At 64.0% G+C, this 16,649-nt stretch carries 6 protein-coding genes; 2 read left to right on the top strand and 4 right to left on the bottom strand.

What is annotated here, in order from left to right:
* Positions 1-160: 160 nt before the first annotated feature.
* Positions 161-7,633 (bottom strand): hypothetical protein, encoded by a 7,473-nt coding sequence (locus tag LQD11_RS14585; protein ID WP_238618202.1) that lies wholly within the window; start codon positions 7,631-7,633, stop codon positions 161-163.
* A gap of 464 nt (positions 7,634-8,097) precedes the next feature.
* Between LQD11_RS14585 and LQD11_RS14590 the strand changes: the two genes are divergently transcribed.
* A complete protein-coding gene (locus LQD11_RS14590; RefSeq protein WP_238618203.1) occupies positions 8,098-9,183 on the top strand; it encodes a polysaccharide biosynthesis/export family protein in 1,086 nt (361 codons plus the stop codon).
* Positions 9,184-9,218: 35 nt separating this feature from the next.
* Positions 9,219-11,567 (top strand): polysaccharide biosynthesis tyrosine autokinase, encoded by a 2,349-nt coding sequence (locus tag LQD11_RS14595; protein ID WP_238618204.1) that lies wholly within the window; start codon positions 9,219-9,221, stop codon positions 11,565-11,567.
* Here LQD11_RS14595 and LQD11_RS14600 read toward each other — a convergent pair.
* The 3 genes from LQD11_RS14600 to LQD11_RS14610 are packed head-to-tail and all read right to left on the bottom strand — an operon-like array spanning position 11,516 to position 16,335.
* A complete protein-coding gene (locus LQD11_RS14600; protein ID WP_238618205.1) occupies positions 11,516-12,823 on the bottom strand; it encodes an HlyD family type I secretion periplasmic adaptor subunit in 1,308 nt (435 codons plus the stop codon). The two genes, LQD11_RS14595 and LQD11_RS14600, sit on opposite strands and share 52 nt — an antisense overlap.
* Before the next feature lies 1 nt (position 12,824).
* Complete coding sequence (locus LQD11_RS14605) at positions 12,825-14,972, bottom strand: type I secretion system permease/ATPase (RefSeq protein ID WP_238618206.1); 2,148 nt, start codon at positions 14,970-14,972, stop codon at positions 12,825-12,827.
* Positions 14,965-16,335, bottom strand: a complete 1,371-nt coding sequence (locus LQD11_RS14610) for a TolC family protein (RefSeq protein ID WP_238618207.1) — start codon at positions 16,333-16,335, stop codon at positions 14,965-14,967. The genes LQD11_RS14605 and LQD11_RS14610 overlap by 8 nt, the downstream gene beginning before the upstream one ends.
* Positions 16,336-16,649: the final 314 nt, after the last annotated feature.

Raw genomic sequence — 16,649 nt, forward strand, 5'->3', positions numbered from 1 at the left:
ACCACGATGATGGCCTCCGGGGGAACGACGGGGACCTGGCCGCCCCAGACAGGCACCACCGGCAGGATGACCAGCAGGCCGATCAGTCCCAGTCTGCATCCGGGCCGCGTGACGCCCGGGTGCAGGGAGGGTTGCGGTTTTTTCACCAGGGAGTTGGGCATCACAGTACCTCGGGTTGCGTTGGAACATCATGCCAGAGGCAGGGGCCCTCCAGACAGATGGGCTGAGTATCGAAAGATCCCGCCTGGGTCGTGTCACCGCCGGAAAGATCCAGCAGATAGGCTTGGCCGTCATCACCCTGTATCCAGAGCTGGCCGGCGTCCTCGGTCTGGAGTTCCGAGTCCAAAAAGGCCATGAAGGTGCCACCCTGTGCCGCGTCGGAATCGGTGCTCATGGACATCATTGAGATCATGGACATCATGATCGGTGGTACTTCCACCAGCCCGATGTCTGCACCCAGCGTGAGATCCAGCTGGCCCTCCAGGAAGCCCCGAATGACCACATCCGCGTCCCAGCCCGTGAAGTTATTGCCGGCCGGCACCGTCACCACGGCCTGGAACTCGCCGTAGCCGTCGATAAGCTCGCGACGGATATCCAGTCCCAGTTGCTGGATGGTACCGGTGCTGTCCACCCACTCGGTGACGAACTCGTTATCGATGAACGATACTGTGCCCTGCAGGCCGCCGGACAGGGCCACACCCTGGATCACACCCTCGTAGGTGCTTGCCGGGGCGCCCAGTTCTGCCAGCCCCTGTTGTACCCAACTGGTGGACTCAGACCAGTAGAGCTTGTTTTCCTGCAGCGTCAGCCCCTCCAGGTGGCCGCGTATCTCCACCAGGGAAACGATGTCACGAATGGAGTAGATCTGGTCGACGGCCACATCGATGATGTTGTCAATAATCACCAGGTTTTCGGCGCTGTGACCCTCGTTGAGGGAGACCACAATGACGCCGTTGAAACCCGACTGGGCGCGACCGGCCCCAAGGATGCCCATCGGATCGGCGTTGACAAAATCCACGAACTCGTTGCCCTGAATCAGGAAGTTGTCGAAGCGGTACGGCGTCTCGCCTTCTCCGAAGAGCTGGAGGCCGCCGCTGTTGTAGGCGCCTTGGTTGTCGATGATGCGCACATCGTCGTTCTGGCCCTTGAACTCCATCCAGAAGTTGCGCCCGAAGAAGAGTACGTCGTCGTCTTCACCGCCGTAACCGTTGGGTGTGCCGTAGCCCGGCGGCCGCGCATAGCCATAGCCGCTACCTTCCTCGAAGAATTCCGCCAAGCCGTCGAAGTTGGCGCCGCCCGCGTGGAGGCCGTGGTAGAAGGCGTTCCCGCTGATTTCCACATCCTGCAGGGAAGACAGGTACAAATGCCCTGCCGCCGGTCGCCAGAAGACGTTGTCGGTGATGCTGGATGCTTCCAGGCCGCCCAGATAGAGGGCGCCGCCGACGCCTCCCACTACCCCCCCGAAGAGGTTCCCGGATAGGGTCCAGCCGGTGGCTACCGGGGGGCCATCGTAGCTACCGCCCATGAAGCTGGGTGCCTTGTCGCCCACATAACCGGTGACGTAGCTATTGCTCAGGGTGAAGTTGTCCAGACCGTCGCCACTCAGGATGCCGGTATCCCAGGTGAGCGGGCCGTTGGCGTGGTGCAGCCGCAGGCCGTCCAGGGTCACATCCGGGGCTGCAATGGTGATCTTGCCGTTGATCCAGGCTTCCGGGTGCTCACGGACATCATCCTGCAGGTCCGGTAACGGTTTGCCCTCCTCATCACGGGGAATCGGCGTCTGGTTGGGTCCGATCAGGGTGAGCGGCTTATCGATGCGAATGTCGCCGATGTATTCACCCGACGCCAGTCGCAACACGTCACCGGCCTCGGCGGATGCAATGGCTTCGCCAAGGTCCATGAATCCGGTGTTCTGGGTCTCGTTGATCACTTGCACCAATGGCTGGGTACCGGTCACCAGATTCAGGTCGATCTTGTCCAGATATGTCCGCAGTGCAGCCAGCTGATCGTCCGCCAGGCCAGTGGTGTCCACGGCGACGGAACGGGGGTCCACCGCATCGCTGCCCAGCAGAGCCGTGATGGTCAGGGCGGTATCAGTCGAGGCCAGGGACAGATGACTCACGCTGTCGAGGCTGCCGATATTGTCCGCCAGGACCTGCCGCTGGGCGGCGTTCATGCCCTGGGCATTCACGTTGACGGTGGCGGTATCGGCCAGGGCGTCGCCCAACAGGGCATCGAGCTGACCCGCGGACTGGGTGCTGCTCAGGTTCAGGGTGCCGCCAAGGCCGGCGGGCGCTAACTTGGCAATGGCGTCCGCCACCGCGTTGAGTTGTGCGGATGTCATGCCGGTGGCGTTGACCGTCGCTGATCCCGCCGCCACGGCCTCGCTGCCCAGCAAAGCCGTGATGGTCAGGGCGGTATCAGTCGAGGCCAAGGACAGATGACTCACGCTGTCGAGGCTGCCGATATTGTCCGCCAGGACCTGCCGCTGGGCGGCGTTCATGCCCTGGGCATCCACGTTGACGATGGCGGCATCGGCCAGGGCGTTACCCAACAGAGCATCGAGCTGACCCGCAGACTGGGTGCTGCTCAGGTTCAGGGTGCCGCCAAGGCCGGCGGGCGCTAACTTGGCAATGGCGTCCGCCACCGCGTTGAGTTGTGCGGATGTCATGCCGGTGGCGTTGACCATCGCTGATCCATCCGCTGCCGCAGCGCTGCCCAGCAGAGTCGTGATGGTCAGGGCGGTATCGGCCGCCTCCAGGGACAGGTTGCTCAAACCGTCGAACCTGTCGATATTGTCCACCAGGGTCTGCCGCTGAGTGGCGTTCATGCCCTGGGCATTCACGTTGACGGTGGCAGCATCGGCCAGAGCGTCGCCCAACAGGATGTCGAGCAGGCCAATCGACGCCAGGGTCACTGACAGGGTGCCCACGAGTCCTCCCACGGCCACCTTGTCGATTCGATCTGTCACGGCGCCCAGCTGTGCGGTATCCATGCCATCAGCACGGACAATGGCTTCGCCGGACTGGCGCAGGTCGAGCACCTCGATGATCGACGCTACAGAATCGTCGGCAGTGAGGATCTGGATCGCTTCCAGGGGCGGACGATCAACGGGGGCAACCTTGCCGATGAACTGACGCAGGGCATTGATCTGCGCGGGTATCAGATCCGAGGGGTCCACCTGGACACTGACCGACCCATCCGCCACCGCATTGCTGCCCAGTAGAGCATTGATAGCCCGGACCGAATCGGCCACCTCCAGGGACAGGTTGCTCAGGCTGTCAACCCCGGCCACATTGTCCGCCAGGGCCTGCCGCTGGGCGGCATTCATGCCTTGGGCATCCACATTGACAGTGGCGGTATCGGCCAGGGCGTCGCCCAGCAAGGCATCAAGCTGACCCGCGGACTGGCTGCTGCTCAGGATCAGGGTGCCGCCAAGACCGGCAGCCGCTACCTTGGCAATGGCATCTGCTACCGCGTTGAGTTGTGCGGATGTCATGCCGGTGGCATTGACCGTCGCTGATCCATCCACCGCCGCATCGCTGCCCAGCAGGGTCGTGATGGTCAGGGCGGTATCAGTCGAGGCCAGGGACAGATGACTCACGCTGTCGAGGCTGCCGATATTGTCCGCCAGGACCTGCCGTTGGGCGGCGTTCATGCCCTGGGCATTCACCAGCAAGGTTGCATCCGGATTGGTCTGCTGGCCCAGCAAGCCCTCCAACTGCGACAAGGTTTGCTCGGCGGAAAGCAGCAGGGCGGCATCCGCCTGGATAATGAAACTGGCATTGGCAATGTCGGCACCGGCGGCCAGACTGAGCACGCCGCCCGACACCGTCACCAAGGCAGCACCCAGATTCCCGCTGAACTGCGGATTGTCCGTGGCATCCAGTTCCGCCGTCACGGTCCCGGTGGTGAGTTGGGAAAGATCCGCATCCAGCGCCCGTTCCAGGCCGGTGATGCGGACGGTCCCCTCACCCAGGATACCGGCATCGGGTATCTGCGCGAACTCGATCACCACAGTGGTTCCAGAGGCTACGGACAAACCGCCCTCGCCAAGAGAGTCGACTTGGCGCAGGTCCAGCACGCTCCCGTCACCATCCACTCGAACCCGACCGGTCTCCGGCAGGCGGCCCGTGAAGGTCACCTCGGTGTCGTCGGCCAGGGCCAGACGCAGGCTGCCGGTCATGGCGGACAGATCCGCCTCCGGTGTCTGCGACAACTCACGGACAGTGACCGTACCGCCCTGAATCTCACGTGCATCGGCCTGACTTGCGGTCAGGCTGAGTGCTTGACCGGCGGCCACGGTCAGGGTCAGGCTGCCAAGCACACTGCCCGAAGACAACGTGGTGTTGGCGGTGATCTGGGTCGTGAAAGTCTCGACCGCGACACCGCTCAGGTCCAGGTCCACACGTCCGCTGCCCAGTGACGAGAGCACCACCGCGGTGCCTGCTTCTCCCACGATGTCGCGACTGCTGGCTTGGCCGGCACGCAGGACAAGGGTCTGTCCAGGGGCCAGACTTACGTCAGCCACCCCCAGTAGGGTTCCCGGGGCCAGGGTCACCATGTCATCCGCCAGATACGCGGTGACCATGGCGTCAGGCCCGGCCTGAATCTGGGTGAGATCGCGCTCCTCGGCACCCAGGTCCCTGATTTCCAGGACCCCGCCCGGGTCCACCTCCATGTAACGGCCATCGGCCTGAGCGGCCGTGACAATCAATTTGCCACCCGCTTCCACCCCCAGCCGCAGGGTATCTCCAAGATCCGCGCCGGTCAGGTCAAACGCATCACCTTCTCCCACGTTGAGCGAGAGATTTTCCACCGTGATCTCCGACAAGTCTGCCGTCAGCACGCCCCGGGCAGCGGTGAGTTCGACGGTACCCGCACCCGTCACACGGACGCCATCGGCCAGGGCCAATGGCAGTTCCAGCGCTACATTCTCGTTGACCCACAGATGGTACTCACCCGTGTCCAGGGTAGCGACGTTACCCAGATCCTGCAGGGAAAGGTCTTGCCGGATGGTGACCGTGTTGCCCAGAACAATACCGGTGATGATCTCGCTGCCCGGCTGTTGGGCACGGATGGCCTCCACCAGGGTCTCCAACTGGCTCCAGTTGAACACCGTGATATCGGCACTGAACACCACTTCCTGATCGAAACCCTCCACGGCGGCCTCGCCGAGAAGGACGCGCACCGTGGACCCGGCAACGGGCAGCACAAGCCGTCCGGCATCCACATCACCCTGGGTGAAATCCGTGAATTCCAGGGTGGGTGGCCGCAGGCCACCGGGCTGGAAGTTATCGCCGAATGCCTCCTGCAGGTCTATCGGCATGGCGGGGTCCGCCTCACCGATCACGCGCAGGCTCCCTGCGCCGGCCAGGCTGCTGAACTGTTCGGCATCCAGCAGGCTCAACAAGCCCTGGAACTGTTCCACCGATAACGTCAGGGCAGAGTTGATATTGAAACGGATGAGTGTGCCGCCGGCGGCCTCGTCCACCGTCAGCGTGGCCTCGGCCAGAGACACGGCACCACCCAGGGCCTCAATGGTGTTGTCACCCCCACCAAAGTCGATAAGACTGCCGGTGCGCAGTGCCACAGCGGCACCGGCCGGTGCGTCATCACCAAAATCAAACACCAGGCGGTCGTCGCCGCCACCCAGCACCATGCTGACGAGCAGTTCGGCGGGGGGATCGGCCAGCAGATCCAGTCCGGTGACGTCGATGATCACCGTGGTGGCCTCATCGGCGCCGATGAGGCCTTCACCGGCACTGAGCTGCTCCATCTGGGCTGCCGTGAGCAGCAGGGTGGTACCGCCGGGCAAGGTCAGGATGGTCACGTCCGGCGCCAGATCGGCCGCCCGGATGTCCACACGGGCGATCTCGACATTCAGGGCCGCCAGTGCCTCCGGCGTGAGTTGTGCGGCACTCAGGGTGCCGCTCAGGCTCAGGGTACCGGCACCCGCCACTCGGGCACCGGCGGCCAAGTCCTCCATCTCCAGGCTCAGGGTCTGCCCGGTACCCACGGTGATGTCGGCCACTTTGGCGAAGTGGGTCTGAATCGCATCCAGCCTGGCGGCCGGCATGCCGGTGGTATTGACGGTGACTGAACCGTCAGCCACGACATCACTGCCCAGCAGGTTCGTGATCAGATCGACCGTGCTGTTGGTCTGGGTCAGGCTGAGGTTGTTGATGGCCTCCACCTTGTCCAGGTGGTCCGCCACAGCCTGCAGTCGACCAAGCCCCATGCCCTCGGCATCGACCGTGACTGAGCCATCGGCCACGACTTCACTGTCCAGCAATGCCCGGATCAGGGCCGAGGTGCTATTGGCTGTGGTCAGACCGAGATTGACGATCGCATCCACCTGAACCAATGCAGCTTCGACGGCTTCCAGCTGCTCGAAGCCCATGCCGGCCGCATCCACGGTGACCTCTGTTGCCGCATCCACGCGGGACAGCAGGGACTGCATCTGTGCGGGATTCTGGGCCTGGGTCAGCAACAATTTCCCGGTCAGGCCATCGATTGCCAGCTTCGCCAGGTTGTCGGCCACCAGGTTGAGCTGCGCAGCATCCATGTCGGTGGCGTTGACCGTCGCTGATCCATCGGCTACCGCATCGCTGCCCAGCAAAAGATCCATGGCAACCACTGAATCCCCGGCATCCAGGGACAGGTTGTTCACACCATTGAGGCTGTCGATATTGTCCGCCAGGACCCGCCGCTGGGCGGCATTCATGCCCTGGGCATCCACATTGACAGTGGCGGTATCGGCCAGGGCATCGCCCAGCAGGGCATCAAGCTGATCCGCGGACTGACTGCTGCTCAGGTTCAGGGTACCGTCAAGACCGTCAGTCGCCACCTTGTCGATCCGGTCGGCAATGGCATTGAGCTGTGCCGGTGTCATCCCGGTGGCATTCACAATGACGGTGCCGGGCTCGGCGGCATCCATCCTGCTGATGATGGTCGCAGTGTCATCGTCTGCGGTCAGGGGCGGCAAAGGATCTGGAGCGTCCGGTGGGACCACGGGGGCAAGGGGAGTGCTGGATGACCCGGACGAGATGGAGGCGATGGCAGCGACCGCCCCCATCACCCCCAGGGCAACATGCGTGGGGTCAAGATCCTGCAGGGTCCACGGGGTGTCCGCTGCCGGCCACAGACCCAGCATTTCCAGGCCAGCCTGGCCCACATGAGGCGCTCCCTCAACCCATGTGATGGTATCCGCGGCAAGGGGGACGACGCTTCCATCCTCCATCAGGACTCTGACCGAACCATCCGGGTGAGGTATCACCTCCACCACCCCCGGTAACTCGCTCAGGGGCACCGGGTCCGGTGCCGCCACGGTCCCTTCGAACGTGTTATCGGCAATCGGCAACCCCTGCTCCGCCAGCCAGGACTCGCTTAGATAGGGCACATCTTCGACGACGGTCATCGCTTCCGGCCCGACCCGGATCGACCGACCTTCTTCAAGCGTCAGCAGCAGCCCGCCGTCATCCTGGAACTCCAGATCCAGCAGCCCCCCCACCCGCCAGGCCGGTACCATCCCTTCAGGCGTCATCTCCGTGGCCTGGGCCAGCAAGGGCGCCAGCAACACCCCGTTCACTCCGGCAATCAGCGCACCCTGCCGGTGTCGTTGCAACCACATCCGTACCCATTTCAGCCGGCTATCAGAGCCGGCACCGCTCATCGGAACGATCTCTTCAGCAGAAAGATTGCGTTGAACAGTCGGTGTACGAATGATCGGTGCCATGAAGTCATCTCCCTATTTACTGAATTTCGGCTTTATATGAATGACTCTATGTGAATGACTCTACCGCCCCCCTCGGCGGGCTGTGGAACAAAAGCCACCATCCCGGATGGTTGTTGCCTTTGGCACTCAATCGGTCGACGAATTGGAGGCAACGTGTCCCATGCAACCTGTCCAGGGGTTGCCCGGATCGCAGCCCCCTCCACATATAGAAACCTCCACTTCGGATGCTTTGCCGCCATCACCGGAACTCTAAATGGTCCGGCAAGGATAGAATCCTCAACCTTGTAATCATCCTTCAAAGAGGCGGGCTCATGTTCGAGTGGCTGCATCCGCAGAGGTCGAGGATTGCCTTGGCTCTCATGTTGCTGACCATGCTGTCGGGTTGCACCCTGGTACCGGGAATGACCATGCCCACGCCGGGACAACTGCTACACAGTGCGGGGCCGGATGGTGTCTACGAGACCAACAACGGGCTTTTGGTGGAGGTGATCCCCATCACGACGACCCTGACGGAGACCCGTCGCGATACTCCCCCTCGCGCCGCTCTCTCCAACCTCCCCCTGGCAACGGTCGACGCCTTACGCGGCGATTATCATATTGCCCCCCGCGATGAACTGGAAATCACGACCTGGGGCCATGAGCAGCTCATGCTCATTGAGCGGGAGCAACAACCTCGCCATGTGGTCGCCGCCGACGGCACGATCTTTTTTCCTTTCATTGGTCGCGTGGAAGTGGCCGGCCTGTCCGCCAAGGACGCCCAGGGGCTGATCACCCGGAAGCTCTCCCGTGTGTTCGAGTCACCGCAGGTGGACGTGCGGATCGTGAGTTTCCGAGGCCGCCCGGTCAGGGTGATGGGTGAGGTGAACACCCCTGGGCAGGTCTTCATTGCCGATCAGCCACTGACAGTGATGGATGCCATTCACCAGGCGGGCGGTCCTACCGAGGATGCCGACCTGCGCCGTGTGCTGGTATCGCGCAATGGCGGCAATTTCCAGGTGGATCTGCTATCCACCCTGGAACTGGCGGAACTGTTCAACAGCCTGGTTCTGCAGGAGTCGGACCTGGTCTATGTGCCGGATAACAGCGGCTCCCGCGTCTACGTGCTGGGCGAGGTCTCCCGCACCACCGGCCTCACCCTGCCCCGGGCCGGCCTCACGCTCACTCAGGCACTGGCCGAGTCCAGTGGCCTGAACCCCAGCACTGCCCGCGCCGGTAGTGTGTACGTGCTGCGCGGCAGCAGCGAAAGACCCCAGGTGTATTACCTTGATCTGCGCCGTGCCGACGGTCTCTTGCTGGGAGACCGCTTTGCCCTGGCGGAGCGAGACGTGATCTTTGTGGATGCCGCTCCGATCACCCGCTGGAATCGTTTCATCAATCAGCTGCTCCCCACGCTGGTGATATTGCGCGAAACCGACCGCGGTCCCATCAATCTGGGATCAAACTGAAAGCTTGGTCAAATCCAGAAAGCGACTGACGACTCATGTCATATAAACCGGAAGACAAGCCCCGTACCAATGAAGGCTCGAACATGGATCATGTCACGGTGGGAAAACCTGTGGAGACGGACGGGGATACCATTGACCTGAGTCAGATCCTCGACTTCCTCCTGCGCGGCAAATGGCAGATCATCGGCGCCATGGCGGCCGGGCTGATGGCCGGCGGCTTCCTGTCCTGGCAGAACCTGCCCAGTTACGAGTCCAGTGCATTGCTGCAGGTGGAACTCAAGACCCCCATGTTCGCCTTCCAGCTTGATACGGACTTCATGCCCGAATCCCGGGGGATTCCCACCGAGATCGAGATCATGCAGTCCCGCATGGTGCTGGGCAGAGTGGTCAGTGAACAGCGCCTGGACATGGTGGTCAGTCCGTTGTCGCCCCCCCTGCTCGGCCGCCCTCTGGCAGGTGACAGCCTGTTGCTCTCCCTCCCGTTGCTGGGCGGCTGGCTGGTGCCCTATGCCGGCTACAATGCCGCTCCGGAGGTAGCCACCTTGGACTTCGAGGGTCCCTGGCAGGAGCGAATGGTGATCCTCGAAACCCTCGGCGACGGGCATTTCAACGTATGGACGGCAGACGAAAGTCTGCTGCTCGCCCGCGGAACGGTGGACGCCCCCCTCTTCATCACCCGGGGAGATCAGCATCTGGCCCTGCGCGTCCATGCCCTGGAGGCCTTGCCGGGTACGAAGTTCCAGTTGCGCCAGCGCTCGCATCTGGCCGCCATCCGGGATCTGCGAGGTCGCATGAACGCCCGTGAACAGGGGCGACAGACAGGACTGGTGAACCTTTCCGTGAGCGCCGAGACACCGGAAGCGGCGGCGCGCATCGCCAATGCCATCGCCAACGCCTATCAGCGCCAGCATGTGGAGCGCCGCTCGGAACAGGCGCGCGCCACCCTGGCCTTTCTTGAACAGCAGATCCCGGGCCTGCGCCGGGAAGTGGAGTTGTCGGAACAGGCACTGATCGAATTCCTGCAGAGTGAGGGCACCGTGGATCTGGACCGGGATGCCTCACGGGTGCTCAACCGGCTGGTAGACCTGGATACCCGTCTGACGGAACTGCAGAGCGCCCGGGAAGAGTCCTTGCTGCGCCTGACGCCGGAGCATCCTCAAATCCAGTCCATGGACCGTCAGATCGCACGGCTGCGTCAGGAAATGGGACAGATGGAGCAGGAAGTCAGCCGACTGCCGGCCTCCCAGCAGCAGTTGCTGGCACTGCGCCGTGAAACCCAGGCCGCCACCGAAATTTACGTGAACTTCCTCAATACCGCCCAGGAGTTGGAAATCGCTCAGGCAGGCATCGTCGGCTCGGTGCGCATCATCGATCCCGCGGTGCAAGAGCACCGCATCGTGGGCACCAGCACCCAGCGCATCCTCCTCATCACCGGACTGCTGGGAACCATGCTGGGCGTGGGTCTGGCCTTCCTGCTGCATGCGGCCGGACGCCGGGTGCACGACCCCGATCAGCTTGAGCAACTGACCGGTCTGCCGGTCCATGGCGTGGTACCCTTGAGTCGCCTGCAGCGGCGGCTGATGCGCGATGCCCGCCAGGGTGAACAGATTCATCCTCTCCAGGAGATCGACGAGGAGGAACCCGCGGTGGAAGCCATCCGCAGCCTGAGTACCGGCCTGAGAATGGCAAGACGACAGACCGCGCGGGCCACCCCCATCGTGATCACGGGACCGCGCCCGGCCGTGGGCAAGTCCTTCATGAGTATCAACCTGGCAGCCGTCCTGGCCCAGGGCGGTGCCCGCGTGCTGGTGATCGACGCCGACCTGCGGCGACAGTCGCTGGATCCGTATCTGCCGCCGGAGCATCGCTCGATCGGCCTGACCGAATACCTCTCCGGTGAGTGCAAGCTCGAAGATGCCGTGCTCGATCTGGGCAGTTCCTCGGGGGTATTGCGGGTATTGGGTGCCGGCAAACGGAGGACACGCTCCTTCAGCCTAATGATGAGTCCGCAGTTCGACAACCTGCTCAAGGACGTGGCCGATGACTACGACTACATTCTGATCGACACCCCGCCGGCCCTGATGTTTGCCGATGCGGCGGGTCTGGCACGCCACGGCATGGAAGTGCTGGTGGTGCTGGAGAGCAGCGGCCACGGGCTCAGGGAAGTGGAGGAGACGGTCAAACGCCTGCAGCGGGCCGGCGGCCAGATACTGGGTTTCGTGCTCAACCGGTATGTGCCCGTCTCCCGGGGGGCGGGATATCACGGCTACTACGGATATTCCAGTTACCGCTATCGCTACCGCTACGGCAACCGCTATGAGCGGACGATCCCTCAGTCACGAAAGGCCCGATCACGCACCTTTACCACCGGTTCCAACAGATAAGCCAGAACGCTGCGCTTTCCCCCCAGGATATGTACCTCGGTCACCATGCCGGGGATGATGTCCAAGGGTAGGCCGTCGGCGTCGTACAGGTAGCCCTCGGTCCGTACCCGCACCGGGTAGAGCCTCTCTTCCGCGTGGGGCACCTCCACTGCATCCGCCCCCAGGGTGATCAGTTGCCCTTCCAGGGCGCCGTAACGGGCAAAGTCGTAGGCGGTGATATGCACCCGCACCCGCTGGCCCGGGTAGAGAAAGCCGATGTCCTGAGGACGGATGTGTGCCTCCACCAGCAGGGCATCGTCGGCGGGCACCACTTCCACCAGGGGGTCGCCGGGCCGGGCCACCCCGCCTACCGTGGTCACGTGCAGCTGGTTGACCACACCGTCCACCGGCGAGCGGATCCGGGTGCGGGCTACCTGGTCGGCCTTGGCCGGCAGGATCCGCCCCAGTTCGGCGGCTTCGGCGGTGGCCTGACTCAGTTCCGCCAACGCCCGGGCCTGAAAGCCACGGGTCAGGGCCTGCTTGCGCTCGGCCACCTCGTCGATGGCCGCCTCCAGACGCACCAGGCCGGCACGGATGCGCTCCCGTTCCCCCTCAAGCTCGTTGAGGGTGCGCCGGATCTGCAGCAGAGACAACTCCGGCTCCAGCCCCCGTTCCACCAGCGGCTGGATCAGGTTGCGCTCTGCCCAGGCCAGTTCAAGGCCAGCCGTCATGGTGCGTAGCGCCACCTGCTGCTCTGCCTGCTCCTGTTCACGCTGACGACGCTGTACCGCCAGCACCTGTAGTTCCGCCGTCAGCTCCGCCCGCCGTCCTTCGAACAAACGGGTCTCACCGTCCGTCACCTCGGGGGCCAGGACCTGTAGTTCCGGGCTGAATGCCAGCGGGGTGTTGCCGATCTCGGCCTGCAGCCGCTGCATGCGTGCCTGCAAGGTATGAAACCGTTGCAGACTGCCCTCATAGTCCCCTTCCAGCAAACCGCCCCGCAGCTCCAGCAGGACATCTCCAGCCCGGACCCGGTCGCCCTTGGTGACCCGGATTTCCTGCACCACGCCCCCCTCCAGGCTCTGCACCACCTGCAGGCTTCGTGACGGCACCACCTTGCCCTGGCCGCGAGTGACTTCATCGATCTCGGTGAAATGAGCCCACACCAGGGCAATCACCAGGAACAGCACCATCACTCCCAGCAGGACGCTGCCGCCGAGGGAGCGCCCCATGCCCTGATCGCGCAGGAAGTCATCAAAATCCCGTTGTCCGCTCATGTCATGATGTCCTGATCTTCCGTGGTACCGGATCCTGTGCTGTCGCCGGGTTGCGCAGGACACGCTCGCGAGGGCCGTCGGCCACCACCCTGCCCTCGTCCAGCACGATCACCCGGTCCACCAGCGCCAGCAGGCTGGTGCGATGGGTGACCAGGATCAGGGTGCGATCCCTGGGCAGCGCCCCAAGACGCTCGATCACGCCCTTTTCGGTCTGCACGTCCATGGCGCTGGTAGGCTCGTCCAGCAGCAGGATGCGGGGATCCCCCAGCAGTGCCCGGGCCAGGCAGATGAGCTGGCGCTGGCCACCGGACAGGCCTTCGCCCCGCTCCCCCAGCATCAGGTCATACCCCATCGGATGCCGGGCCAGGAATTCGTGGGCACCGGCCTGGCGGGCGGCCGCCAGGATGCGGGCATCATCGGCGTGAGGATGGCCCACGGCGATGTTCTGGCGCACGGTGCCGCTCAGCAGCCAGGCCTCCTGCAGTACACTGCCCACATGGCCCCGCAGATCGGCCGGATCCAGCTGGCGCAGATCCGTGTTATCCACCCGCACGGCCCCCTGGTCAGGTTCATAGATACCCAGCATGAGACGCGCCAGGGTGCTCTTCCCGGACCCCACCCGCCCCAGCAGGGCCACCCGTTCGCCGGGTTCGATCACCAGGTTGATCCCCCTGAGGGCAGGCTGGCCCTGATCCGGATAGGTGAAATCCACATCCTGGAATTCGATCCGGCCCCGCAAATCCGGACGGCTCAGGAAACGGCGTCCGCTGGGGCGCTCACTGGGGAGTTTCATCAGTTGGTCGATGGCCTGGTAGGACTGACGGGCCTGGTTGATTCGGGTCATGGTCTGGGCCAATTGGGCCAGGGGGGCAAGAATGCGGCCAGTGAGGATGACGGCGGCGATCATGGCGCCCATGGAAATCACACCGTCGGCAATCAGGAACACGCCGAAAACGACGATGGCCACCTGCGCCCCCTGCTGGGCAAACGCGGTGGCATTGAGGGCGAACTGCTGGATCGCCCGGGCACGCCGGCCGGTGCCCGACTGATCCCGCACGCTCTCTTCCCAGCGTTCGCGCACCAGTGGCGCGGCCCCGATGGCCTTGATGGTTTCCAACCCGGTGACGGTCTCCACCAGAACCCCCTGTTTGCTCCGCCCCTGCTCGTAGGCATCGCGGGAGATCCGCACCAAAAAGGGCTGCAACGCCAGCCCCATCAGCAGGACCAGGGGTACCGCCAGCAACGGAATAAGATACAGCGGGCCGCCAATCAGGGAGATCACCCAGATGAACAGCAGGATGAACGGCAGGTCCACCAGGGCTACCAGCGAGGCAGACGCAAAGAAATCCCGCAGGGTCTCGAACTCCCGCAGGGTGCTGGCAAAGCCCCCCGCCGAACCACGACGGGAGCGCATCTGCAGGTTGAGCACATGATCGAAGATACGCCGCCCCATGCGCATGTCCGCCTTCTGACCGGCGGCCTCGATGAAGGCGGCGCGCAAGGTCTTGACCAGAAAGTCGAACACCAGGGCAATTCCCACTCCCAGGGTGAGGGCAAGGAGGGACTCCATCGCCTCGTTGGGCAGCACCCGGTCATAGACCACCATGATGAACAGGGCCGTGGACAAGCCCAGAAAGTTGGTCAGGGCCGCCGCCAGCATGACCTGGACGTAGGTCCAGCGATTGCTGGACAATGCGCTCCAGAACCAGTGACCACCCGCATCCTCGACCGGGGTTGCGCCGCTGCCGGGTCGGTGACGGGGGCGAACTGCAATGACCCGTCCACCGCTCTGTGCCTGCAATGCCTCCAGGCTGCGTTCCACGGGGGTATCGCCGAAGACCGGATCGAACACCGCCACCCGGTCCTCGTCCAGTCGCGACAGCACCACCACCGCGCGCTGCTCTCCCAGACACACCACCAGCGGGAACAGGTCATCGGACAATTGCCGCAGGTCGCGACGCCCCAGTGCCGTGGTCAGGCCGAAGCGGTCGGCGGCGTCCAGAAAGGCCGCCACGTCCATGCCCGGATCCAGCCCCACCTTGCCGGCACGGATCGCGCCGGCGGACAGGGGCATGCGGAAGTGTTGCGACAAAAACAGTAGACACTGTTCCAGATCCGCCGTCACCGCGTTTGCCTGGTCGTCATTCATCCATGCCCGCTCCCATGCTCTGGCTCGGTGTCACGGCGTCGATCTGCAGGGCGTCGAGCAAGGCGCCGGCCACCGCCAGCTGGCGGAACCGGGCCAGGTCCAGCGCCACCCGCAGATCCACCAGCCGCAACGAGGTCTGGAATAGATCCCGCTGGGCATCCAGCAGATCATTGAGACTGCGCCGGCCGATGCTGAACTGGGCCTCATAGGCCAGCACCGCCGCCTGATCGGCCTGGAAGGCCTGATACTGGGCCGCAAGTTCACTGCCCAGGGCACGGACCTCGGCCTCGGCGCCATGCCACTGGTGCATGAGTTCACGCTCCAGTGCCTGCCGTTCCCAGTGGGCCTGGCGCTCCCGCTCCCGGGCCTGGGCCAGACGGGCACCAGCGGCGCCGCCGTTGTAGAGGGCGTAGTCGACCGTCACAAGCAGGGCCAGATCGGTGTCGCCCTGATCACTGCGATCGACATCGAAACGACGTCCCTGCAGGTCCAGTCGCAACTGGGGCCAGCGTTCTCCGGCAGCGGCCCGACGCTCACCCCGACCGGCTTCGATACGGGCCAGGGCCTCGTGCAGGACGGGGTTGTCGGCGGTGGCCTGCGCCGTTGTCAGGTCTGCCATGAGCCACGGAGAAAATTCGAACTGCGGTCGCGGCAAGGGGCCGGGGCGGCTGAAGAACCAAGCCTCATAGATGGCCGCCGCCTGCTGCCGGCGACCCGAGACGGCCACCTGGCGGGCACGGGCGTCAGCCACCCGACTCTGGGCGCGCAGCTGATCTGCCCGGGATCCGGCGCCACCGGCCACCCGCTCCAGCACCCGGGCCTCGATCGCCTCGTGGCGGGCCAGGTTGATGTCCGCCAGGGTCTGATGGGCCTGATGCCGAGCCAGGTCATAATGGGCACCGAGGGCGTCCAGGACGAACTGCTCGGTCATGGCCCGGGTATGCCACTCCTGTGCCATGAGCCGGCCACGAGCAGCCTGCAGACGGCCCGACGAGGCGCCGAAGTCATAGAGTCGCTGGGACACGCCGGCCACTGCACCCACCCGGGAGCCGCTGTCGAAGGCACGCCGTTCCGTGTGACTCAGGCTGCTGCGCTGCTCCAGGCCCACATGAATCCGTGGCAGCCACTCGGCCCGGACCTCCCGCACCCCTTCACCGAGTTCCTCGCGACGGGCCTGTTCCCGACGTAGGGAAGGCTGCAGACGCACCGCCTCGGCCACCGCGTTGCGCAGGGCGATTTCCTGGTCGGCATCGACCAGGACCGGCGTCCACCAGGATTCCACCAGATCCTCCCAGGCATCGGCGAAAGCGGGCCACGGGAGGAAACATGGAATCAGGACGAGCGTCAGCGGTAGGAGTCTCATAGGCCATCCTGGCGGACTTTAACGTGAGCGGATTCGCGGACAACCCGGATTTACCAGGAAGGCCTGCTCGTCTGCGGCCAGGAACGCAAGATCGTCGGCGAGATGGCGGCAAAGGTTAGCCGGAATGATCCGCCTGGACCACGTTTCATTGCTCCAATATGGAGCCTTTGGCATGGATCGAGTCAGTATCAGCCATTCAAACCGAATAAGCCGATCACCGGGGCATCGCAAAATCTTCCATATCGGTTGATGATGCCGTAGGCAGGCGTGGCCTGATGGATAACATGGAATCTCACGTTCATCGTCAACGTGGA

The organism is Ectothiorhodospira shaposhnikovii (assembly GCF_022227765.1).
GTDB lineage: Bacteria > Pseudomonadota > Gammaproteobacteria > Ectothiorhodospirales > Ectothiorhodospiraceae > Ectothiorhodospira.